This window comes from Sodalis sp. RH21, assembly GCF_047324175.1.
In the GTDB taxonomy this organism is placed as follows: domain Bacteria; phylum Pseudomonadota; class Gammaproteobacteria; order Enterobacterales; family Enterobacteriaceae; genus Acerihabitans.
Genome location: NZ_CP178732.1, coordinates 2,711,132 through 2,733,381 on the forward strand (window position 1 = coordinate 2,711,132; position 22,250 = coordinate 2,733,381).

A 22,250-nucleotide genomic window follows, 5' to 3' on the forward strand; every position below is an offset into this window, starting at 1 on the left:
GCATGATAATTGTACTTATTCTTGGCAGAAAGTTTAAACGGCCTTACAGCCCCCCACTGCCAAAGAGGACTACATCATGGGTATCTTTTCTCGTTTTACCGATATTGTTAACGCCAACATTAATGCGTTGCTGGATAAAGCGGAAGATCCAGAAAAATTGGTGCGCCTGATGATTCAGGAAATGGAAGACACCCTGGTTGAAGTGCGTACCACCTCGGCCCAGGCCCTGTCCGAAAAGAAACAGCTGCTGCGCCGCATTGAGCAGGCCGAAACCCAACAGGCCGACTGGCAGGATAAAGCCGAGCTGGCGCTGGCCAAGGATAAAGAAGATCTGGCCCGCGCCGCGCTGATGGAAAAACAGCGCCTGACCAAGATTATCGCCACGCTGCGCCAGGACGTCTCGGTCATCGAAGAGACGCTGGAACGTATGAAACGCGAAATCGGCGAGCTGGAAAACAAATTGTCCGAGACCCGCGCCCGCCAACAGACCCTGACCCTGCGCCACCAGGCCGCCGCCTCGTCGCGGGACGTCCGCCGCCAGTTGGACAGCGGCAAGCTGGATGAAGCCATGGCGCGTTTCGAGCAATTCGAACGCCGCATCGATCATATGGAAGCGGAAGCCGAAAGCGTTGGCTTCGGCAAACAGAAATCCCTGGACCAGCAGTTCGCCGAATTAAAAGCGGATGATGAAATCAGCGCCCAGCTGGCGGCGCTTAAAGCCCGCATGAACAAAACGGAATAACGTGCCTATCCGTCGTCCGGCGACGACGGCAGCGGAGGAGGCCGGCGCCTGACAGGCCGCGGCCTGTCTCCATAAAAAGAGAATACGATAAGGAGCAATCATGGAAGCCCTGTTTATTGTGCTCGCCATTCCGTTAACCATTTTCATCCTGTTCGTCGCACCGGTGTGGCTGTGGTTGCATTATAACAGCCAGCGCCAACAGGGTTCGCAGCTCAAGGCGCAGGATGTGCGGCGCCTGGCGCAGCTTAGCGAAGAAGCGGATCGGATGCGCGCGCGCATCCGCGCCCTGGAAGATATTCTGGATACCGAACATCCGAACTGGAGGCAATGACATGGCTAGATTTAACCAGCCGCTTTATCTCCGTCCCGAGGAAGGCATGTTCAAAGGCGTTTGCGCCGGCGTGGCCCGATATCTCGATGTGCCGGTAAAACTGGTGCGGATCATCGTGGTGTTGTCCATGTTTTTCGGCCTGTTTTTACTGACCATCATCGCTTATGCCATCCTGGCGTATTGGCTGGAACCGGCGCCGGCGCAGGAATATGCCGGGGAAGGCGCGGCGGGCCGCACCCGCATGCCGCCGGCGCAGCAATTGGAATTAGTGGAACTGCAACTGCAAGACAGCGAGCAGCGCCTGCGTCAGGTCGAGCGCTACGTGACTTCCGAGGCCTTTGGGCTGCGCAACCGGTTTCGCCAGCTATAGGTCCGCCGGTTTCCGGTGTATTATCGTGATACCTTTAGGGACAGCTGAATCAACCGCCTATGCTAAATCTGCAAGATAATATCAGCGCGCTGATGAACCGTGGACTGGATCGCCACCTGCGGCTGGCGGTAACCGGCCTGAGCCGCAGCGGCAAAACCGCCTTTATCACCTCCATGGTGAATCAATTGCTGATGGTCAATAACGGCGCGCGCCTGCCGATGTTCTCCCCGGTGCGCGACGGGCGGCTCTTGGGCGCCAAACGGGTGCCGCAGCGCCATCTCGGACTCTCCCGCTTCGCCTATGACGAAGGTATGGCTTCGCTTTACGGCACGCCGCCCGCCTGGCCGGTTCCTACCCGCGGCGTCAGCGAGATGCGGCTCGCGCTGCGCTACCGGTCCAGGGACGCCCTATGGCGCCATATAAAGGATACCGGCACGCTTTATCTGGAAATCGTCGATTATCCGGGGGAGTGGCTGCTGGACCTGCCGATGCTGGAACTCGATTATCTGACCTGGTCGCGGCAAATGGACGGACTGCTGCTGGGCGACCGGGCATTGTGGGCCGCGCCCTGGCGCGCCAAATGCGCCGCCCTGGACCCGCTGGCTCCCGCCGATGAACGCGCTCTGGCGGATATCGCCCAATCCTATACCGATTACTTATTGCGCTGTAAACGCCACGGCCTGCATTTTATCCAGCCGGGGCGCTTTGTCCTGCCCGGGGATATGGCCGGCGCGCCGGCCCTGCAATTTTTCCCCTGGCCTGAAGTGGAGCGCGATGGGGACGCCCGGCTGGCGCAGGCGGCTAAAACCTCGAATATCGGCATGCTGCGCGAGCGTTATCGCTATTACTGCCAGCACGTGGTCAAAGGTTTTTACCAGCAGCATTTCAGCGGCTTCGATCGCCAGATCGTGCTGGTGGATTGCCTGCAGCCGCTCAATAGCGGACCCCACGCTTTCAACGATATGCGCCTGGCCCTGACCCAGCTGATGCGCAGCTTTCATTATGGTAAACGCAGCCTCTACCGGCGTTTGTTTTCGCCCTGTATCGATAAGCTGATGTTTGCCGCCAGCAAAGCCGACCATGTGACCACCGATCAGCATGCCAATCTGGTGTCGCTGCTACAGCAACTGGTGCAGGATGCCTGGCAGAACGCCGCCTTTGAAGGCATCGCCATGGATTGCGCGGGCCTGGCGTCGGTGCAGGCCACCCAAAGCGGCATGGTGGCGCACCAGGGCAAGAGCATCCCCGCGCTCAAAGGCCACCGGCTGGCGGATAATCAGCCGCTGACTTTTTATCCCGGCGACGTGCCGGATCGGTTGCCGGGCGCCGCCTTCTGGCAGCAACAGGGGTTTCAGTTTGAAAACTTCCGTCCGCGGGAGATGGATGCGGATAAACCGCTGCCCCATATCCGCATGGATTCGGTTATGGAATTCTTATTGGGAGACAAATTACGATGAGCGACCCCGTAAAACCCCGCATCGATTTCGATCGCCCCCTTGACCAGCCCCTGGAACATATGCCGCAGCCGGAGCTGCGGGGGGCGCAGAACTTTGATCCGCAGGACGCCGGTTTCCAGCCGCTCCAGCCCGCTGAGCCGGATGAAGAGGGGCGGGCGGAACAGGCGCTGTCCAGCGCGCTGCGGCCCAGGCGCAGTCTCTGGCGGCGCGTGGCCGGCGTCGGGGCCGGCCTGTTTGTGCTCAGCGCCGCCGCCCAGGGGGCGCAGTGGTTTGTCCGCGCCTGGCAGCAGCAGGACTGGTTCGCCTTGGGCTCCATTACGGCGGGCGGCCTGATCGTACTGGCGGGGGCCGGATCGCTTATCACCGAATGGCGGCGCTTGTATCGGCTGCGCCAGCGGGCCGACGAGCGGGACCGGGCCGGCGAATTACTGCGCAGCCACGCCTTGGGCCACGGGCGGCAATTTTGCCAGCGGCTGGCCGGCCAGGCCGGCATAGATGATAACCATCCCGCGCTGCGGCGCTGGCAGGCGGCCCTGGCGGAAACCCATAGCGACCGGGAAGTGGTCGAACTGTACGCCCGGATGGTGCAGCCGGTGATCGATGTCCAGGCGCGCCGCGAAATCAGCCGCTCCGCCGCCGAGTCCGCCCTGATGATTGCGGTCAGTCCGCTGGCCATCGTGGATATGGGGTTTATCGCCTGGCGCAACCTGCGGCTGATTAACCGCATCGCCGGATTATACGGCATCGAGGTGGGTTATTTCAGCCGCTTGCGGCTGTTCCGGCTGGTGCTGCTGAATATCGCCTTTGCCGGCGTCAGCGAATGGGTAAGGGAAGTGGGCATGGATTGGATGTCCCAGGATCTGACCGCGCGCCTGTCGGCCCGCATCGCCCAAGGCATGGGGGCCGGCCTGCTGACGGCGCGCCTGGGAATTAAAGCCATGGAGCTGTGCCGGCCGCTGCCCTGGCTCGACGGCGATAAGCCGCGCCTGGGGGATTACCGGCGAGAAATCATCGGCCAGCTGCGCGCCATGATGGATCGTAAATCCGCTTCCTGACCGCTTTGGCGCGGCTTATCGCCGCGTAGCGGATCGGAGCGATCGCAAAAAACTTTCCATACTGTCAACTTTTTGTGACAGATAGCTTCATACCTGGCGCCGCTCCACGTATTATGTGCCTATTATCGTAATGGCACCCCCTATGAGGCGTTACATGCGTTTGGAAGTTAGTTGTGAAGACCGCCTCGGTTTAGCCCGGGAATTGCTGGATTTACTGGCGTCGCGCGGCATCGACCTGCGGGGGATTGAAATCGACCCCGCCGGCCGCATCTACCTGAATTTTTCGAAGCTGGAGTTTGACCCGTTTCGCACGCTGATGGCCGAAATTCGCCGCATCCACGGCGTCACCGATGTGCGTACCGTGGCGTTTATGCCTTCCGAGCGCGAGCATCGCGCCCTCGACGCTATACTGGCGGCCATGCCCGAGCCGGTGCTCTCCATTGACCTGAAAGGCAAAGTGGAGTTGACCAATCCCGCCGCCCTGGCGCTGTTCGGCCAGCGGGCCGACGAGATCCGTCACTTGCCCGTCAGCCAGCTGATTAGCGGCTTTAATTTTGTGCGCTGGCTAGAGAGCGAGCGGCAATCGCCTGACAGCCAGCTGGTGGTGATTATGGGTCAGGATTTCCTGCTGGAAATCATTCCCGTCCAGCTAACCGGCGAAAACGGCAAGCTGGCCACCGTGGGCGGCGTGGTGCTGCTTAAATCCGCGGTGCGCATGGGGCGCCAACTGCAAAATCATGGGCCGAACGATGACAGCGCATTCGGTCATATCATCGCCGCCAGCGATAAGATGCGCCAGGTCATCGAGCGGGCGCGTAAATTGGCCATGCTTGACGCTCCCCTGCTGATCGTCGGGGAAACGGGCACCGGCAAAGATTTAGTGGCCCACGCCTGCCATTTGCGCAGCGCGCGCGGTAAACAGCCGTTTTTGGCGCTCAATTGCGCCGCATTGCCGGATGATGTGGCGGAGAGCGAACTGTTCGGCCACGCCGCGGGGGCGTATCCCAATGCCCTGGAAAGTAAAAAAGGCTTTTTTGAACAGGCCCACGGCGGATCGGTGCTGCTGGACGAAATCGGCGAAATGTCGCCGAATATGCAAAATAAGCTGCTGCGCTTTCTCAACGATGGTACGTTCCGGCGCGTGGGCGAAGATCGGGAAATGCATGTGGACGTGCGGGTTTACTGCGCCACGCAGAAAAACCTGCTGGAGCTGGTGCATAACGGCCATTTTCGCGAAGATCTCTACTATCGCCTGAACGTATTGACGCTGAACCTGCCTCCCTTGCGCGAGCGCCCGGATGATATCATGCCGCTCGCCGCGCTGTTTATCGCCCAATTCTGCGATGAACAGGGCATCGGCCGGCCCAGGCTTGCGCCGGAATTGGTCGCTATGCTCACGCAATATGCCTGGCCGGGCAATGTGCGGCAGCTTAAAAACGTGCTGTATCGCGCCATGGCGCAGCTGGAGGGCGCCGAGCTGACGTCCGGGGATATCGACCTGCCGGATTTCGCCCTGTCGCTGGCGCTGCCGATGTCCGACGAACTGCTCGACGGTTCCCTGGATGAGATTAGCAAAAGGTTTGAACGCTCGATCCTGACCCGGCTTTATCGCACTTATCCCAGCACCCGCAAACTGGCAAAAAGGCTGGGCGTATCCCATACTGCCATCGCCAACAAGCTGCGCGAATACGGATTAAGCGCCAAAAAAGCCGGCGAAGAGGGCGAAGAGTGAACAAGCGAGCAAGCCCCGGCGCCGGTTCGCTTACCGGATGATCCCGGCGCGCCATCCGGCGAATCGGGTAGTTATCATCAGCTAATACTGATAAGACGCATTTTTCCGGCCTTGCCGGGTTATGACGCTAATGCTGCGATTTTATTATTGATAATTTGAGGGTTGATAATGAGAGTAATGCGTTTTTATCCGGAGGCCTGGCCGCTGCATACCCCGTTTGTGATATCGCGCGGTAGCCGGACCGAGGCCCGGGTAGTGGTGGTGGAGATCGAGCAGGACGGTATCACGGGTATCGGCGAGTGTACCCCTTATCCCCGTTATGGCGAAAATGAGCAATCGGTGATGGAACAGCTCGCCAGCGTGCTGCATCCCATCGAGCAAGGCGTTTCCCGCGACGTTTTGCAGCAACTGCTGCCGGCGGGAGCCGCGCGCAACGCCGTCGATTGCGCCCTGTGGGAAGTCGAGCGCCAGCTTAGGGGACAAACCCTGGCGCAACGAGCCGGGGTTGAGCTGCCGTCGCGCATTGTCATGGCCCAGACCCTGAGCATTAACGAGCCGGAGTTAATGGCCGCAGCGGCGCTGCGTTATTGGGAGGCCGGCGCGCGGCTGCTGAAAATCAAACTCGACGATCGGCTGATCACCGAGCGCATGGTCGCCATCCGCACCGCGGTGCCGGATGCGACATTGATCGTTGATGCCAACGAAGCGTGGCAACCGGAAGGGCTGGCGACCCGCTGCCAGCTGCTGGCGGACTTAGGCGTGGCCATGCTTGAGCAGCCGCTGCCGGCCGAGCAGGACGCCGCGCTGCAACATTTTATCCATCCCCTGCCGATCTGCGCCGACGAGAGTTGCCATACCCGCCAGCAGCTACCGGCGCTGAAGGATAATTATGAGATGATCAATATCAAACTGGATAAAACCGGCGGCCTAACCGAAGCCCTGCTATTGGTGCAGCAGGCCCGGGAACAGGGGTTCGGCATTATGCTGGGCTGCATGTTATGCACTTCGCGCGCTATCGCCGCCGCCTTGCCGCTGGCTCCGGCGGCGCGGTTTATCGACCTTGACGGACCGACCTGGCTGTCAATGGACGCCGATCCGCACCTTAACTTCGGCTGCGGTTCCATTACCCTGGGTTAAACGCCTACCGTACGGCATTCGCCGCCGCGGCGGGAGGGTATGCTCAAGCCGGGTCCGGCCGATAGCCCAGCAGATCGACCAGGGCGTCGAGGTATTGAATGGTGGCCGCATCGGCCGATACGGCGGGGAATTCGGCGGTGATGCAGGCAATGGCGTTTTCCGCGCACCAACTGCCGAATGAACCGGGGGTGTCGTAACCGACGCTGCCGACCAACGGCAGGCCCAGCCGCTGCGCCAGCCACTGCGCCAGGGATGAGCGCGCGGCTTGCTCCACGCAGGCCAGCGGTTCATGGAACGACACCACCCAGGCCGGGGCCAGATCCTTGATAAGCCGGCATAGCGCGGCGGTTTCCGGTTCGGAACCCGGTCCGGCGCCGGTGGACAGCAGCACGTCGCGTTGCGTCGCCGCGCTGGTCCAGCGATATACCGTTTCCTCCGGCAGCCAGTTGCCGGCGGGAAAGTTACGATTCAGATCGACGCCGTTGGCATTGGCCCGCAATCCCAATTGGCAGCCGTCCGGGTTTACCGCCAAAATGACGTGGTGGCGCAAGCCGCCCGGCGCCAGCGTGCGCAGGGCGCACGACAGCGCCACCACGCTTGCGGTTTCGTCGCCGTGGGTGCCGGCGATCACCAGCCCGGTATCCGGCCCGGCGGCGTGGGCGGGAAAATACAGCAGGGGGGCGCCCAGGACCGAGTGCCCGTACGGCTGGCCAAGGGAAGCTAATCTTCCCCGCTGCGAACGTGGGTGAAATGACTGCATGCTGTTTCCTGACCGAAAATAATACGTTACATTGACCCATCTACTTTATCGCAAAAAGCCCGGCGTTTTTACTTTCGGCTGATTTTTTTGCCGGTCAAGCGCTACGCGGCTATCTGCCCTGGGAACAAGAACAAGGATAACGCTATGACGCAGTTCACTATGCCGCAGTTCAAATACACTTGTTGTGCGTCGTTGATCATCGCCCTGAGCGGCAATCTCTGGGCCGCGACGGTCCCTCCCGGGACGCAGTTGGCGGACAAGCAGCAAATCGTGCGCCATATCAAGGATGAACCCGCGTCCCTGGACCCCATCAAGGTGGTCGGCCTGCCGGAGGCCCAAGTGGTGCGCGATCTGTTTGAAGGCCTGGTCAATGAAGATGCCAACGGCAAACTGATTCCGGGCGTAGCCACCCGTTGGCAAACCACCGATAACCGCAATTTCGTGTTCCATCTGCGCCGGGATGCGCGCTGGTCCAATGGTGACCCTGTCACGGCCAATGACTTTGTCTACAGTTGGCGCCGCCTGGCCGATCCTAAAAATCTTTCCGCGTTTGCCTGGTTCACCGAACTGGCGGGACTGGAAAACGCCGGGGATATCATCGCCGGTAAAAAAACCGCTGAGCAATTGGGCGTGAGCGCGCCGGACGATTACACGCTGAAAGTCCAGCTTAGCAAGCCGGTGCCTTATTTTGCCAGCCTCACGGCCAATTTCAGCCTATTTCCGGTACACCGTGCCACGGTGGAAAAATATGGGAACGACTGGACCAAAGTCGGCAATCTGGTGGGTAACGGCGCCTTTCAATTGCAGCAGCGGGTGGTGAATGAAAAGATCGTCCTGACCCCTAAGGAGCATTATTGGGATCACCAGCATACGGTACTGACCCAGGTGACCTTTATTCCCATTAACCAGGAGTCGTCCGCCCTGAATCGCTATCTTGCCAATGATATCGATATCACGGAATCCTTCCCGAAGAACATGTACCAAAAACTGCTCAAAGATATTCCCGGGCAGGTGTATACCCCCGATCAATTGGGCACCTATTATTATGCTTTTAATACCCGGCGCGCGCCTACGGATGACGTGCGGGTGCGCAAGGCGCTGTCTTATGCCATCGACCGGCGCATTATCGCGGAAAAAGTGGTGGGCACCGGCGAAAAACCCGCCTGGCATTTAACCCCCGACGTAACCGCGGGTTATCAGCCGGCGCCCAATTTCCTGCAACAGCATTCGCAGGACGAGCTGGACAGCGAGGCCAAGATATTGATGAAGGCGGCGGGTTACGGCCCCGATAAACCCCTGACCCTGAGCTTGTTGTACAATACCTCGGAGAGCCACGAGAAAATCGCCATCGCCGTGGCGTCCATGTGGAAGAAAAAGCTGGGCGTCAATGTCAAACTGGTGAACCAGGAATGGAAATCCTATATCGACAGCCGCAATACCGGTAATTTTGACGTGGTGCGGGCCTCGTGGGTAGGGGATTACAACGAACCGTCCACGTTCCTGTCGTTATTGACCGCCAGCCACAGCGGTAATATCGCCAAATTCAACGATCCACAGTATGACAAATTGCTCCAGCAGGCCAGCCTGCAAACCAACCCCCAGCAGCTCAGCGCGGATTATAATAAAGCCGAGGCGATTATTGCCGACCAGGCGCCTATCGCGCCGATTTATCAATATACCAACGGTAGGCTGATTAAACCCTGGGTGCAGGGCTACCCTATCACCAACCCGGAAGATGTCGCTTACAGCCAGACGATGTACATCCTCAAGCATTAGGCTCAAGCACCAGGCTCAAGCACCGGACCCCAGGTCCGGTAATAAGCGGTTAGCCGCTGTGGCGGCACATAACCTCACCCCCATGGACCGTGATGGGAGTGAGGCTTGGCCAAGATGACGCTATCGCCCGGCCAGTAAATGCCGCTTGGGCCCTAGGCGCGCCTTTCCTTGGGCTGCATGGCGCTTAACGAAATCATTAATCCGGTTAGTGCTGCAATTATTAATGGAAATATAAACGCATCCGACATTCTTAAGGGATTTTTTAGATCAAATAAAATAACGATAAAAAATAAGCTGGTAGCAAAGGTAGCCGATGAATAAACTTCGCCAATCTTATATTGCAGTACGGCCAGGGAAAATTTTGGTGACCCGGGGAAATGATGATCCCAGATTAGATGTATAAGCAAATAGAGTATCGAAAACAAGAAATAAAATCGGCTAAGCTGGTCCTCGTCCTGAGGAAAAAAGAAGGCTTCCATGTCAGTATCATCCGGCCATTTCCTGACGAACGTACAGCGCTACCATGCCTATACTGCCCAGGATAGGCAAGATCACGGCCAGAGTGGCTGTGGCGGCCGGAATGATAAATGATATGGCGCCGGTGATGGCGTATCCGGCGCCAGCCCCGGCAATCAATGATTTTAGCAACATGGTGATATTCATGAGTCCTCCAGGTATAAGGGTGAGGGTGATATTTATTTATGGGTATAGATATTAAATAAATCAATTGCTCCGCTTATTTATATCTTGGAAAATTTTTTATTTTAACTAAATTTTGCTTAACTATTTATTATATTTACTTAGCTATTTAATTACATTTAATCATATAACTATATTTTCATTTAAATAATTTGATGAGGCATGTTTTTTCTTGCTGGAGATGACGGTTAAATGGTTATTTCGGTGTTCATGGTAAACGGGATTTTTAAGATTTTCAACGATAAGTTAATTATAATTTTTTTGATTCGATCCTTATCGGCGATCGGTTTAATATTGATTTAATTGATGGGCGCCGTTGCGCGATCGCGGCTGGGGGGATGCCGCGGTTCATCCGTTTGGTCGGGCAGAGGATTTTCCCATCGTTTAGCGCTAAACTTGCATTTTAACTTTTATAAAAGGGTTAACCGTTGGAAGGGATTGATCGCGAAGCCTTAAGTATCGAAGGGGTGGCCTATGCCGGCCAGTTGGACGGCGCAGGCGGAATTACGCCAATCGAGGAGTCGGATATCGCGCATTGCATCCATCCTTGCTGGTTGCACCTGGATACCGCCCACCAAGCCAGCAGGGAATGGTTAAACACGTCCGCGCTGATTCCCGATCCGGTGCGCGAATCCTTATCCGGCGATAGCACCCGGCCCCGGGTAAACCGCATACCCGAAGGGGCGCTGATTATATTGCGCAGCATCAATTTCAATACTGAAGAGTATCCCGAGGAACTGATTGTGCTGCGCATCTATATTACCGAAAAACTGATTGTGTCCACCCGGCGCCAGCCGATCCAGGCGGTGGAGGAAATGCTGGACGAGCTGCATAAAAAACAGGGCCCCGAAGACAGCGGATCCTGGCTGGTGGATATGTGCGACACGCTGACCGATCATACCAGCGAATTTATCGAAGATATGCACGATCGGATTATCGTATTGGAAAACGACTTGCTCGATCAGTTGATTCCGCCGCGGGGAGAATTGTCGCGGCTGCGCAAACAGCTCATCGTCCTGCGCCGCTATATGGCGCCCCAGCGGGATGTGTTCGCCCGTCTGGCCAGCGAACATCTGCCCTGGATGAGCGACGACGACCGCCGGCGCATGCAGGATATCTCCGATCGCCTGGGCCGCGGCATCGACGATATCGACGGAGGCATTGCCCGCACGGCGGTGATTGCCGATGAAATTAATTGGCTAACCGCCGAGTCCATAAATCGCCGGGGCTATACAATGTCGCTGATGGCCATGATTTTTCTGCCCACGACTTTTCTGACAGGATTATTCGGCGTCAATTTGGGCGGTATTCCCGGCGGCAATATGCGGTTTGGCTTTAGTATCTTTTGCCTGTCGCTGGTGGTATTGGTGCTGGGCGTCGCCTTTTGGCTAAAACGGCGCAAATGGCTTTAGGCCGTAAAATAATAAAAAAACCCTAAAAGGGCCATTATTATTGAGCAATATCAATAAGTGGCTGCTAAGGATAGGGCATTATCAATCCCGCAGGTGAATGCAACGTCAAGCGATGGGCGTTGCGCTCCATATTGTCTTACTTCCTTTTTTGAATTATTGCATAGCATATTTAATTCATATAATGCCGGATTATAACTCCGGCATTTTTTTTGCCATATTTCCGCCGCGCCGCTGCGTTGGACGGCGCCAAATCCGTTAGTTCCGCTTATCATTTGTCCTGCCGCCGATTGCCTTCTATGCTTAATGAGTGGCACATCCTTTAGCCTTTCTTCAGCGAGGTGGACAGAATGCTTTCGACCCTGATAACTGCGGTATACGGCAAAACCAGCGTATACCGATTAACCATACCCAATGAGCCGCTCCCCAGCGAACCTATTCCGACCGACCCGCCGCCCATCCCGAACCCATTGCCCGATCCGCCATTGGAACCCCCTTATAACCCCGATCCGAAACCAATCCAGGACCCCCCGCCGCATATGCTGTAAGCGGGCACAGGACTATTTACCGTCGTCCGCGCACCGCTTCCCGCATGGGCCAGCGATATCGATTGCGGGGACATAGTGGACTATTTGAGTTCCACCACCGGCAGCCGTTCGCCCGGCACCGGCGCGGGTTCCGCCTCGTCTTCCAGCCAGGCGGCCGGCCGGGCGGGCATGGGCATGGGATCGAATGCCAGATCGCCGCCGTCGACAACCTCGTCGCCAATGCTCAATTGCTTGAAATCAAACAGCCGGCTATCGGCCAAATGCGACGGCACGACATTTTGCACGGCGCGGAACATGGTTTCTATGCGTCCCGGATACAGCTTATCCCAGTCCTTGAGCATGTTGCCGATGACCTGGCGCTGTAAATTAGGCTGCGAGCCGCAAAGATTGCAGGGGATGATGGGGAATTGGCGGGCCGCGGCAAAGCGCTCGATATCCTTTTCCCGGCAGTAGGCCAGCGGTCGAATAACGATCTGCTTGCCGTCGTCGCTCATCAGCTTAGGCGGCATGGCCTTTAATTTGCCGCCGTAGAACATATTCAGGAACAGCGTTTGCAAGATATCGTCACGATGATGGCCCAGGGCGATTTTGGTCGCCCCCAGTTCGGTGGCGGTACGATACAGAATGCCGCGTCGCAGGCGCGAGCAGAGCGAACAGGTGGTTTTATCTGCGGGGATCTTATCTTTCACGATGCCGTAAGTATTTTCTTCGACGATTTTAAACTCGACGCCCAGCTCGGTCAGATAAGCGGGCAGGATATCTGCGGGAAAACCCGGCTGCTTTTGATCAAGATTCACCGCAATCAACGAAAAATCAACCGGCGCGCTTTGCTGCAAATTGCGCAGGATCTCCAGCATGGTGTAGCTGTCCTTGCCGCCGGACAGGCAGACCATAATCCTATCGCCTTCTTCAATCATATTAAAATCGGCAATGGCCTGGCCCACATTGCGGCGCAGGCGCTTTTGAAGCTTATTAAGATTGTACTGCTCTTTTTGGTTGACCACGGTGGGGATACCCTTAACTTATTCTGGCGCTGGCGACAAACCGCCGCGGCGCGATGTCCCGATGCTATATTTGGCTCTATGGTTCGGATTGTACGCGATTATGGCGGAAGGGTTGAATATTTTCCGGGGAAAAATCCTGCATCAATTGCTCGTTTATCAGCATTACCGCCAGATTACCGCGCTTGATATGGCTAACCAGAATTTCGCTGGATTGGGTAAAGCGGTGTCCGACGCGGACGTGGTAGGATTTGGTCAGCCAGCTGATAAAGCCGGCGTCATAAGTGGCTTCATCGATATCGCGCCACTTTACGCCGCCAATACCTCTTTTCCACGGCAGGATGCCCCGGTAGACCCATACGCCGTCTTGGTTATAGTAAAACCTGAAGCGGCGGCGCCAGGCGATATCATAAATCACCTTGAGGATGCCGACCAACAAAATGCCGTAGCCGACCAGGATAAAATTAGCGTCCCGGGCGGACTGCGAGACAATCAGGCCGATGGCCGTCAAGGCCAGAAACAGTATTATCGGCCGGATATAGGCCACCCATGAAAGAACAAAAACGTCCTGTACGCTATGACGAGGCGTAGCTTGCATCGCGGAATTAACGTCGCCCTGATCCATTATTCACCTGTGTTAACCCAACGGCAGGCTCAAGCATAACTCCCCGGCCGCCGGGTGAAAAGTCCTGAAGCGGCGGCTACCGGAAGAAGCGCAGCCGCCGCGCGCCGCGCCGGTTACTCGGCGCCATCCGCTTTTCCCGCCATCCTGGCCAGGAAGTCGTACTTCACCTTGAGATCCTTTTCCGCCGCCTGGTATAGCGCGCTGGCCACTTCCGGCTGCTGGGTATTCAACCGCCGGAAGCGCTGTTCGTTAAGCAATGTCGCGCTTAAATCGCTGCTGGGCGGACGTGAATCAAGGGATAGCGGCAGTTTGCCTTCGTCCGCGCGCCGCGGGTCGAAGCGATAGAGCGGCCAGAAGCCGGTGGCGGTCAGTTGGCGCATTTGATCGTGGCTTAACGCCAGGTCATAACCGTGCTCTTCGCAAGGACTGTAGGCGATGATCAGCGATGGGCCGGGATACGCCTCCGCCTCCTGGATGGCTTTCACCGTCTGGTTAAGCTGCGCGCCCAATGAGATTTGCGCCACGTACACATGGCCGTACATCATCATGCTGACCCCCAAATCCTTGCGCGCTTTGCGTTTGCCCTGCTCGCCGAACTTGGTGACCGCCCCCAGCGGCGTGGCTTTTGACTGCTGGCCGCCGGTATTGGAATAGCATTGGGTATCCAGCACCAGGATATTGACGTTTTCGGTCAGGCTCAGCACGTGATCCAGGCCGCCGAAACCGATATCGTACGCCCAGCCGTCGCCGCCGATCAGCCAAATGGATTTATCCACCAGGTAATCCGCATCGTGGGCCAGTTGTCCGAGATCGCCGCTCGCGTCCTTGGCGCCGATGCGATCCCGCAGCTCGGCGCGCAGCTGGCCGATTTGCCGGCGGCGCTCCTCCACCGCTACGCCGTCGGCCTGCAGGCCGGCCACCAGGGCGGGGGGCAGCAGATCGGCATGTTGATTGAGCAGCCGCAGGACGCGCTGCCGGTGATGATCCACGGTCAGGCGAAATCCGAGACCGAATTCCGCATTATCCTCGAACAATGAATTGGCCCAAGCCGGGCCACGGCCTTCGGCATTGGTGGTGTAGGGCGTAGAAGGCAGGTTGCCGCCGTAAATGGATGAGCACCCCGTGGCGTTGGCAATCAGCAACCGATCGCCGTAAAGCTGGGTCAGCAATTTGATATAGGGGGTTTCGCCGCATCCGGAGCAGGCGCCGGAATATTCAAACAGCGGCGTAATCAGCTGCGAAGTGCGGATATCGATGCGTTCCAACTGGGAAACCGCCATTTCCGGCAGATCCAGGAAAAAGTCGTAATGCGTTTTTTCCTCTTCCACATGTTCCAGACGCGAAGCCATATTGATGGCTTTAATCTCCGGATTCTGCCGGTCCTTGGCCGGACAGACTTCCACGCACAGATTACAGCCGGTGCAATCTTCCGGCGCCACCTGCAAGACATATTTCTGGCCGCGCATGTCGCGGGATTTAACATCCAGCGACGCCAGCCCGGCCGGGGCCGCGTCCAGGGCTTCGGGGGCCACTACCTTGGCGCGGATGGCCGCGTGGGGGCAGGCGGCGACGCAGTGGTTGCACTGGGTGCATAGCTCCGGCTTCCACAGCGGGATTTGTTCGGCGATATTGCGTTTTTCCCATTTGGTGGTGCCCACCGGCCAGGTGCCGTCCGGCGGCAGGGCGGAAACCGGCAGCGCGTCCCCCAGTCCCGCCAGCATGGCGGCGGTGACGGTTTTGACAAAATCCGGGGCGGCGTCGGACACCACCGGCGGGCGGAGCGGGCTATGCTCGTCGACCGGCCGCAGCGGCACGGCGTGCAGGGCTTCGCGCGTGGCCGCCAGGGCCTGCCAGTTGCGCTCCACCAAATCTTGTCCTTTGCTGCTATAGCTGCGGGCAATAGCCGATTGCAGGGCGGCCAGGGCGCTGTCCTGCGGCAAAACGCCGGCCAGCTGGAAGAAAGCCATTTGCATTACGGTATTAATCCGCGCGCCGAGCCGGCATTCACGGGCGATTTGCGCCGCGTTGATGATATAAAAACGCGCTTGGCGCGCGTTAAGCAGCGCCTGCACTTCCTGCGGCAGACGCGCCCAGATCTCATCGGCGCCATAGGGAGTATTAAGCAGGAATATGCCGCCGGTGCGCAGCCGTTCCACCATCTGGTATTTGTCGATAAACTGCGATTGATGGCAGCCGATAAAATCCGCCTGGCTGATTAAATAGGCGGAATTAATCGGATTTTCGCTGACCCGCAAATGGGAGACCGTCAGGCCGCCGGCCTTTTTGGAGTCATAGACGAAGTAACCCTGGGCGAACATCGGCGTGCTGTTGCCGATGATTTTTATATTATTTTTAGTGGCCGAAACCGACCCGTCGCTGCCCAGGCCGTAGAACAGGGCCTCCAGCTTGGCCAACCGCGGCAGGTCGGCCTCCGGCAGCGGCAGGGAAAGATTGGTGACATCATCATAGATGCCGACGGTAAAGCGCGGTTTGGGCTTCGGCGCCGCCAGCTCATTGAAAATGGCCAGGACGCAGGCCGGGTCGAATTCTTTGGATGATAAACCATAGCGGCCGCCGATGGTGCGCGGCAGGGTATCGCGCAGGCCCTGGCTATAGGCCTCCGCCAGGGCGGTCATTACGTCGAGGTAAAGCGGTTCGGCCAGGGCGCCCGGTTCTTTGGTGCGATCGAGCACGGCGATGCTGCGCACGCCGGCGGGAATTTGCGCCAATAAATGCTCGGCCGAGAAGGGGCGATAAAGACGCACTTTGACCACGCCGACTTTCTCGCCGCGGGCGAGCAGGGTATCGATCACTTCTTCACAAGTGCCGATGGCCGACCCCATCAGGATAATAATGCGCTCCGCCTGCGGATGGCCGTAGTACTCAAACGGCCGGTATTGCCGCCCGGTGGCGCCGGCAAAGGCATCCATCGCCTGTTCCACGTGGGAGTAGGTCTGGTTGTACCAGGGATTGGTGGCTTCGCGCGACTGGAAATAGGTGTCGGGATTGGCAGACGTGCCGCGAATTACCGGATTATCGGGGGTCAGGGCGCGGCTGCGGTGGGCGTCGATGGCGTCCTGGGGCAGCAGGCGTTTTAGCGTATCGTCCGATAACGGCGCGATTTTATTGATTTCATGGGAGGTGCGGAAACCATCGAAAAAATGAATAAACGGCAGGCGGCTGTTCAGGCTGGCTATTTGCGATATCAATGCAAAATCCTGCGCTTCCTGGACATTGCTGGCGCACAGCATGGCGGAGCCGGTCTGGCGCACCGCCATGACGTCGGAATGGTCGCCGAAAATCGACAGCGCGTGGGTGGCCACGGTACGGGCCGCTACGTGTAATACAAACGGCGTCAGTTGCCCGGCCAGTTTATACAGGGTCGGGATCATCAGCAATAATCCCTGGGACGAGGTAAAAGACGTGGATAACGCGCCGGTTTGCAAGGCGCCGTGCACGGTGGCGATGGCGCCCCCTTCGGACTGCATTTCCATCACCCGCGGCACATCGCCCCAAATATTGGTGGTGCCTACCTCCGACCAGGCATCGGCCTGCTCCGCCATGGTGGAGCTCGGCGTAATGGGGTAGATGGCGATAACTTCATTAATTCGGTAGGCTACCGATACGACCGCGTTATTACCGTCTGTGGTGATCATTATTTACCTTTTGTTCTGCGACATCCGCTCAACGACTGATAACCGACAAATCATTGGGTTATCATAATTTGCAGCCAGTATACCAGTAGGAACCCTGGGGTATTTTTGCTTTTGTGCGATGTTTTCCCCGTCTAAATTTGTAAAAGGTAGTCAATGGTTCTCGACGTTAACTTTTTGTGCGGCTACACTGACAATCCTCAGAACATTCCTAACCCGTTAAGTCCGGAGTCGAACGATGACGTTTTCACGGTGGTTTATGGCATTCTCAGCGCTGCTGCTGGCGGCATGCAGCAGCACTCCCGATGATGAACCGCAACAGATGGCGCAGCAGGCGTCCTCGGCCCATTTGTCCCAGCAATTGTCTATTCCCGCTACCGCCAGTTGCCAGAACGCGGGCGGCACCATGACGCTGGCCCAGCAGCTTGACGGCAGCACCGTGACGATGTGCCAATTGGCCAACGGCAAGCGTTTTTAAGCCATACGTTACCGGGGCGGCCCCTACCATAGGCCCGCAACGTTATCCGGCCCCGCCGCTGCGGGATCGGTGCGGCTATTTATATACAAAATCATTATATTCCTGAGAGTAATGCCCATAACCTGAAAATTAATAAACCCCCTCGAAACAAATCCCCGAATCAGCTGCAACAAAATAAGTTATGTCGCAATATAACGCAGGTATTGTTCCGGCGTTAATTCCCAGCAATCCAATGTCGCTGCTGCGGGTCTGCCCTGCCGTAGTTAATGTTCTAATCAATATATTATCGGCTCATCGTTACATTGCTTTTAAGGATAAAACGGTATGATGACTCATTCAAACCTGTCACCCGGACCCGCGGTTATACATGGCAGGCGCGCTTGTCCGGTATTGCAGCGCCTGGCTAATAATCCTCAGTTCAAAGAGGCCTTGCTGGGGGTGGGCAATATTGCCGATACGCCTAGCGTTATAAATGCCGGCAACAGCGGCGGCGGGGCAAACGCGCTAGGGGCGGCGGCACCCCCGGGGGATGGCATGCCCGGACCGCTTCCCCAGGCACCGGCGCCGCCAAAACCGCCCGGTACCTTCGCTTATCGGTGGGCCCTTCAGCACCTGGGGCCGGCGCAGCTCGCGCAGCGCGCCGTTGACCCGTTTGCTGTGTACCAGCCGGCAGCCGTACAGTCCCCCGGGGCTTCCCTGTACACAATCCATGAACAGGCGCCGCCAAAACCGCCCAGGACTTTCGCCTCGCGGCAGGCCATAACGGTATCTCCCGGCGGTTTATCTGCTGGCGACGCGGCCGCTGCGCCAACGTGCGCAAGCATCGACATCCCCCGGAATCAGTCGCAGCCGGTTACCATTGATGACGATAAATGCAGGACGGCGGAGAGTTCTAAAATAGCTAAGCAGTTGAGCGAACCTGTCAATATACATGGCTATTGCACGGCCGAATTATACGATCATACCTTAATAGCCCTTTATAAAGATGATGCAAAATTCAAGGAGTTTGCGCTAAAGCATTTTTTAGCTACTACGGAAGAGGATTTTGATGCCGGGGAGTTGCTCGATAATTTCAGTGAACCTCTTGGCGAACATTACAGCACACAACGGCGATTCGGCGGCCATATCGAAATATCGTTAAAATTAATTTTATTAGAAATCTATGCTAACCGTAAAATTTTTACACTCTGTTGGGCGTATCCAAAAATACTAAACATTGCCCTTGCCTTTGATTTGTTAACCGGGATAAAGGACTTCTATGAACAAGTGCAAAAAAAATATCGGTTTAAAACTGAACAATTAATCATTTATTATGCCTCGGCCGCGGTTAGGGCCGGCATAGACTGCCTGACGGTGGCGCGAGTATTCAGAATAGCCAATCGGGGGTTATTGCACCTGTTGAACCATGATTCGTTTCAATACCGGCTTATCTATGGCAGGGCCTCGCAGTCCCACGACTATCGGCATCCCGCGCTTAAGGGGGCGGTAGCGCTCGATAATATCGATTTTATTGGCGCTTTGCATACTTCCACTCCTAAGTTTTTAACCACATGCATCAGTTATCCTACTGAAAAGCCAAATATCAAAAAGGATTATTTTATTCCGCTGGACGCCAGAATAACCCGTTGGCCAACGGCGGAGGATATGCGAACTGCGCTGGCTATGCTTGAAAGTTGCGCCGAGTCTGACAAAACCAAGGTGCTGGAACGCCTCGATACTTTACCTGACTCGGCGATCGGTTGGCTGGTGTTGAAACACTGGGATATGTCCGGGTTTTTATATACCGATGCCGTGGGTAAAAGACGATCCATGTTTATGCCAGACCTCCAAACCATGAAATATTTTATCAATAAAAAAGAAAGATATTTTTAAACAACAATCAAACCACAATCGTAGCTATTAAGGATGAATGTTATGATACCACCAACTCTTGTTTCTACGGCGCCCGCCCCTGTTTTACCCAGGCGCGCCAAGACAGTGCTATCGATCCTGGCCAACAATCCGCATTTCAGCGGCGAGTTGGCGCGCGCGGGTAATATTCCCAGTGCAGCGTTTTCAAACAGCGGCATAAGTGAAAGCCGCGCCGGCGGGCCGCCGGTGCCCGCGAAACGTTATAGTCTACGGCCGTCGGCGGCGAATATCGCGGCGACGGCGGCACAATACGGGGCCGTTGCCAATACGCCGGCGGCGGTCATCAAACCGGTACCGGCACCGAGAGCGGGTCAGGCCTCTCATTCATGCTATGCGGATGGGCCGCCAAATTCCCCGGCGGAAAATAATGTGCCTGTTCCCTCTGCGGTCCCGGACAATTCCTCAAAACGGCCGTGGCCTACCACTTTGCGCCATGGTATTAACGATATTATTCCCGCCAAATTTCTTTGTGCTGAAAGTGAAAAACTCATAGCCGAACTTGAATCAATCAAGAATTATGGGGATTTGAATGAATTTATTTCTTCAGCTTCAGAGAGGCAAATTCAACCTGAAATATTTTTTAAACTTTGCGTCATAAAATTAATTGTGGAAATTAATGGGTATTTTGTACATGATTGTATGATGTTACTCGGAGAAGCCGAAAAATTTAATTTGCGCCCGATGCTTAACCGGTTTATAAAATATATAATTGTTCGATTTGGTCCAAGTCTGGAAAAGCTTAAGCTGATGCTTGCAATGAAGTCCATATTCGATAAAAAACACGTTGATGTAGTAATGGAAGCGTTTAAATTACCGCCTACCGCTAGAAATATATTGCTCTACTACTCTATCAAGGGTGGAACAATAAAAAGCGAGCTTGAATTGCATGGCAATTGTCTCGAGATCGCAAAAAAATATAATATTACTTGTAAATTATTGATTGAAGACATGCAAAAATACAGTTTGAAATATGTAGTATTACCATCATGCAAAAATTTTAAAATTAGCCATAGGGCAGGGGTTGAGCTGGCGTTAGAACGGCACGGTATAAATAATGAAGAGCTAAGGAAAAAATATATCGACTTTATGACTCATAAAGCCGATGCGGATTGCATAAAATATATTTTTCACCATGACAATAACGAATGCGACAATGTGGAATTAACAAAACATATGAGAAAGATGTCTGTTCATTCTTTATCAATTGAGGCCAATTTTGTTGTGCCGGGCTTATTACCTTATTATCAAAATCGCCCTTTTAAAGCATTTTATTTTTACAAGGATATCTTTTCAGCCGATTAAGCGGTAAATTTTGTCCAGAGGGAAAATCAATTTCCGTCAGTCCGGCTCCTTTTTGATTGCCTGTCGGAGCCGGAAAGTGAAGCAAGAACTAAATTGCTACTGCGCGCCGATCACATTAGGGCAGTGTTCCCCTTTACTTAATTGCAGCAGATTCTGCAAAGTCACTTCACCAATGCTGGTCAGCGCTTCTTCGGTAAGAAATGCCTGGTGGCCGGTAAACAGCACATTATGACAGGCGGACAGGCGGCGGAACACATCATCCTGGATCACGTCGTTGGAGTTGTCTTCAAAAAACAGATCCCGTTCATTTTCATAGACGTCCATTCCCAGCGCCCCGATTTTTTGCTGCTTGAGCGCTTCGATTGCCGCCTGTGAGTCAATCAGGCCGCCGCGGCTGGTATTGATCACCATTACGCCGTCTTTCATTTGCGCAAAGGCCGCCTGATCGAGCAAATGATGGTTCTCCGGCGTTAACGGACAGTGCAGGGTAATCACATCGGATTGGGCGAACAGCGTCTTGAGATCCACATACTCGGCGCCCAGTTCCAACGCCTGGGCATTAGGGTAGGGGTCAAACGCCAGCAAACGCATGCCAAAGCCCTTCAGGATACGCATGGCCGCCACGCCGATTTTACCGGTGCCGATAACGCCGGCGGTACGGTTATGCATATTAAAACCGATCAGTCCCTCCAGGGAAAAGTTGGCGTCGCGGGTGCGCTGGTATGCGCGGTGGATGCGCCGGTTCAGGCACATCATCAGGCCGATGGCGTGTTCGGCCACCGCTTCCGGCGAGTACGCCGGCACCCGCGCCACCTGGATACCCAGCTCCTTGGCCGCCGCTAAATCCACATTATCAAAACCGGCGCAGCGCAGCGCCACGATCTTCACGCCCAAATCAGCCAGCGCCTGCAATACATCCCGTCCGCCGTCGTCGTTGACAAAGATACAGACCGCATCGCAGCCTTCGGCGGTTTTGGCGGTGCGCGGGGTTAATTGAAACTCGAAAAACTCCAGTTCAAAACCGAAATCCTCATTCACCTGCGATAAATATTTATTATCGTAGTTTTTGGTACTATAGACAGCTAGCTTCATATGTTTCCCCATAAGTTTGGCCCAAGGTTACCGGCGCGCGGCGCGTTTCGTTTCGTCCCCGTTCTTGCCGGCACGAATTGCCGATACGGAAAAATGTGCGGGTCGGCGCCGATGCACCAAAATATTGACTTGTTTATAAGTATGGTATCTTGCAGGCATTGGGACAATAAAG

Annotated in this window: 19 protein-coding genes; 12 read left to right on the plus strand and 7 right to left on the minus strand. The window is 55.9% G+C overall.

Annotated features, from left to right (window positions below; all coding sequences use genetic code 11):
* Nucleotides 1–76 precede the first annotated feature (76 nt).
* The 7 genes from pspA (at nucleotide 77) to ycjG (ending at nucleotide 6,824) form a co-directional block, all read left to right on the plus strand.
* Nucleotides 77–742 carry a phage shock protein PspA gene (gene pspA, locus ACL2XP_RS12445; protein ID WP_413738807.1) on the plus strand — a complete coding sequence of 222 codons (666 nt, stop codon included), beginning with the start codon at nucleotides 77–79 and terminating at the stop codon, nucleotides 740–742.
* 100 nt (nucleotides 743–842) lie between these two features.
* A complete protein-coding gene (pspB, locus tag ACL2XP_RS12450) occupies nucleotides 843–1,073 on the plus strand; it encodes an envelope stress response membrane protein PspB (RefSeq protein ID WP_413738808.1) in 231 nt (76 codons plus the stop codon).
* Nucleotide 1,074: 1 nt separating this feature from the next.
* Nucleotides 1,075–1,443 carry an envelope stress response membrane protein PspC gene (gene pspC / locus ACL2XP_RS12455; RefSeq protein WP_413738809.1) on the plus strand — a complete coding sequence of 123 codons (369 nt, stop codon included), beginning with the start codon at nucleotides 1,075–1,077 and terminating at the stop codon, nucleotides 1,441–1,443.
* A gap of 59 nt (nucleotides 1,444–1,502) precedes the next feature.
* Nucleotides 1,503–2,900: a YcjX family protein gene (locus tag ACL2XP_RS12460; protein WP_413738810.1), complete on the plus strand. Its 1,398-nt coding sequence runs from the start codon at nucleotides 1,503–1,505 to the stop codon at nucleotides 2,898–2,900.
* Nucleotides 2,897–3,955, plus strand: coding sequence for a YcjF family protein (locus ACL2XP_RS12465; protein WP_413738811.1), 1,059 nt, complete (start codon nucleotides 2,897–2,899; stop codon nucleotides 3,953–3,955). Before ACL2XP_RS12460 ends, ACL2XP_RS12465 begins: the two co-directional genes overlap by 4 nt.
* Before the next feature lie 154 nt (nucleotides 3,956–4,109).
* Nucleotides 4,110–5,687 (plus strand): transcriptional regulator TyrR, encoded by a 1,578-nt coding sequence (tyrR, locus tag ACL2XP_RS12470; RefSeq protein ID WP_413738812.1) that lies wholly within the window; start codon nucleotides 4,110–4,112, stop codon nucleotides 5,685–5,687.
* 168 nt (nucleotides 5,688–5,855) lie between these two features.
* Complete coding sequence (ycjG, locus tag ACL2XP_RS12475) at nucleotides 5,856–6,824, plus strand: L-Ala-D/L-Glu epimerase (protein ID WP_413738813.1); 969 nt, start codon at nucleotides 5,856–5,858, stop codon at nucleotides 6,822–6,824.
* 43 nt (nucleotides 6,825–6,867) lie between these two features.
* Here ycjG and mpaA read toward each other — a convergent pair whose 3' ends face one another.
* Nucleotides 6,868–7,584 carry a murein tripeptide amidase MpaA gene (mpaA, locus tag ACL2XP_RS12480; protein ID WP_413738814.1) on the minus strand — a complete coding sequence of 239 codons (717 nt, stop codon included), beginning with the start codon at nucleotides 7,582–7,584 and terminating at the stop codon, nucleotides 6,868–6,870.
* Nucleotides 7,585–7,728: 144 nt separating this feature from the next.
* Here mpaA and ACL2XP_RS12485 point away from each other — a divergent pair, with 144 nt between their 5' ends.
* Complete coding sequence (locus tag ACL2XP_RS12485; protein ID WP_413738815.1) at nucleotides 7,729–9,360, plus strand: peptide ABC transporter substrate-binding protein; 1,632 nt, start codon at nucleotides 7,729–7,731, stop codon at nucleotides 9,358–9,360.
* A gap of 152 nt (nucleotides 9,361–9,512) precedes the next feature.
* On the opposite strand, the gene ACL2XP_RS12490 is transcribed toward ACL2XP_RS12485, so the two are convergent.
* Entirely contained in the window at nucleotides 9,513–9,839 is a 327-nt protein-coding gene (locus ACL2XP_RS12490) for a hypothetical protein (protein WP_413738816.1), read from the minus strand.
* Nucleotides 9,840–9,846: 7 nt separating this feature from the next.
* Nucleotides 9,847–10,023, minus strand: a complete 177-nt coding sequence (locus ACL2XP_RS12495; RefSeq protein ID WP_413738817.1) for a hypothetical protein — start codon at nucleotides 10,021–10,023, stop codon at nucleotides 9,847–9,849.
* Nucleotides 10,024–10,487: 464 nt separating this feature from the next.
* Between ACL2XP_RS12495 and zntB the strand changes: the two genes are divergently transcribed.
* The gene (gene zntB / locus ACL2XP_RS12500) at nucleotides 10,488–11,471 is read left to right on the plus strand and encodes a zinc transporter ZntB (protein ID WP_413738818.1); all 984 of its coding nucleotides are present in this window, start codon (nucleotides 10,488–10,490) and stop codon (nucleotides 11,469–11,471) included.
* Nucleotides 11,472–12,096: 625 nt separating this feature from the next.
* Here zntB and ttcA read toward each other — a convergent pair.
* The 3 genes from ttcA to nifJ form a co-directional block, all read right to left on the minus strand.
* Nucleotides 12,097–13,020, minus strand: coding sequence for a tRNA 2-thiocytidine(32) synthetase TtcA (gene ttcA / locus ACL2XP_RS12505; RefSeq protein WP_413738819.1), 924 nt, complete (start codon nucleotides 13,018–13,020; stop codon nucleotides 12,097–12,099).
* A 76-nt stretch (nucleotides 13,021–13,096) separates the two neighbouring features.
* Nucleotides 13,097–13,642, minus strand: coding sequence for a hypothetical protein (locus ACL2XP_RS12510; RefSeq protein ID WP_413738820.1), 546 nt, complete (start codon nucleotides 13,640–13,642; stop codon nucleotides 13,097–13,099).
* Between the two features lie 113 nt (nucleotides 13,643–13,755).
* The gene (nifJ, locus tag ACL2XP_RS12515; protein ID WP_413738821.1) at nucleotides 13,756–17,298 is read right to left on the minus strand and encodes a pyruvate:ferredoxin (flavodoxin) oxidoreductase; all 3,543 of its coding nucleotides are present in this window, start codon (nucleotides 17,296–17,298) and stop codon (nucleotides 13,756–13,758) included.
* A 235-nt stretch (nucleotides 17,299–17,533) separates the two neighbouring features.
* Between nifJ and ACL2XP_RS12520 the strand changes: the two genes are divergently transcribed.
* The 3 genes from ACL2XP_RS12520 (at nucleotide 17,534) to ACL2XP_RS12530 (ending at nucleotide 20,986) form a co-directional block, all read left to right on the plus strand.
* Nucleotides 17,534–17,773 carry a DUF333 domain-containing protein gene (locus tag ACL2XP_RS12520; RefSeq protein ID WP_413738822.1) on the plus strand — a complete coding sequence of 80 codons (240 nt, stop codon included), beginning with the start codon at nucleotides 17,534–17,536 and terminating at the stop codon, nucleotides 17,771–17,773.
* Between the two features lie 324 nt (nucleotides 17,774–18,097).
* Complete coding sequence (locus tag ACL2XP_RS12525; RefSeq protein WP_413738823.1) at nucleotides 18,098–19,645, plus strand: hypothetical protein; 1,548 nt, start codon at nucleotides 18,098–18,100, stop codon at nucleotides 19,643–19,645.
* A 42-nt stretch (nucleotides 19,646–19,687) separates the two neighbouring features.
* Complete coding sequence (locus tag ACL2XP_RS12530; protein ID WP_413738824.1) at nucleotides 19,688–20,986, plus strand: hypothetical protein; 1,299 nt, start codon at nucleotides 19,688–19,690, stop codon at nucleotides 20,984–20,986.
* A gap of 96 nt (nucleotides 20,987–21,082) precedes the next feature.
* Here ACL2XP_RS12530 and ACL2XP_RS12535 read toward each other — a convergent pair whose 3' ends face one another.
* Complete coding sequence (locus ACL2XP_RS12535) at nucleotides 21,083–22,078, minus strand: 2-hydroxyacid dehydrogenase (RefSeq protein ID WP_413738825.1); 996 nt, start codon at nucleotides 22,076–22,078, stop codon at nucleotides 21,083–21,085.
* Nucleotides 22,079–22,250 lie beyond the last annotated feature (172 nt).

Bases quoted from the DNA above. Each gene is read 5' to 3' on its own strand.
- pspC (WP_413738809.1), top strand. From the start codon at position 1,075: ATGGCTAGATTTAACCAGCCGCTTTATCTCCGTCCCGAGGAAGGCATG.
- nifJ (WP_413738821.1), bottom strand. From the start codon at position 17,298: ATGATCACCACAGACGGTAATAACGCGGTCGTATCGGTAGCCTACCGA.
- ACL2XP_RS12460 (WP_413738810.1), top strand. From the start codon at position 1,503: ATGCTAAATCTGCAAGATAATATCAGCGCGCTGATGAACCGTGGACTG.
- ycjG (WP_413738813.1), top strand. From the start codon at position 5,856: ATGAGAGTAATGCGTTTTTATCCGGAGGCCTGGCCGCTGCATACCCCG.
- ACL2XP_RS12520 (WP_413738822.1), top strand. From the start codon at position 17,534: ATGACGTTTTCACGGTGGTTTATGGCATTCTCAGCGCTGCTGCTGGCG.
- pspB (WP_413738808.1), top strand. From the start codon at position 843: ATGGAAGCCCTGTTTATTGTGCTCGCCATTCCGTTAACCATTTTCATC.
- ACL2XP_RS12510 (WP_413738820.1), bottom strand. From the start codon at position 13,642: ATGGATCAGGGCGACGTTAATTCCGCGATGCAAGCTACGCCTCGTCAT.
- ACL2XP_RS12495 (WP_413738817.1), bottom strand. From the start codon at position 10,023: ATGAATATCACCATGTTGCTAAAATCATTGATTGCCGGGGCTGGCGCC.
- mpaA (WP_413738814.1), bottom strand. From the start codon at position 7,584: ATGCAGTCATTTCACCCACGTTCGCAGCGGGGAAGATTAGCTTCCCTT.
- ACL2XP_RS12535 (WP_413738825.1), bottom strand. From the start codon at position 22,078: ATGAAGCTAGCTGTCTATAGTACCAAAAACTACGATAATAAATATTTA.
- ACL2XP_RS12465 (WP_413738811.1), top strand. From the start codon at position 2,897: ATGAGCGACCCCGTAAAACCCCGCATCGATTTCGATCGCCCCCTTGAC.
- tyrR (WP_413738812.1), top strand. From the start codon at position 4,110: ATGCGTTTGGAAGTTAGTTGTGAAGACCGCCTCGGTTTAGCCCGGGAA.
- ACL2XP_RS12525 (WP_413738823.1), top strand. From the start codon at position 18,098: ATGATGACTCATTCAAACCTGTCACCCGGACCCGCGGTTATACATGGC.
- ACL2XP_RS12490 (WP_413738816.1), bottom strand. From the start codon at position 9,839: ATGGAAGCCTTCTTTTTTCCTCAGGACGAGGACCAGCTTAGCCGATTT.
- ACL2XP_RS12530 (WP_413738824.1), top strand. From the start codon at position 19,688: ATGATACCACCAACTCTTGTTTCTACGGCGCCCGCCCCTGTTTTACCC.
- ACL2XP_RS12485 (WP_413738815.1), top strand. From the start codon at position 7,729: ATGACGCAGTTCACTATGCCGCAGTTCAAATACACTTGTTGTGCGTCG.
- pspA (WP_413738807.1), top strand. From the start codon at position 77: ATGGGTATCTTTTCTCGTTTTACCGATATTGTTAACGCCAACATTAAT.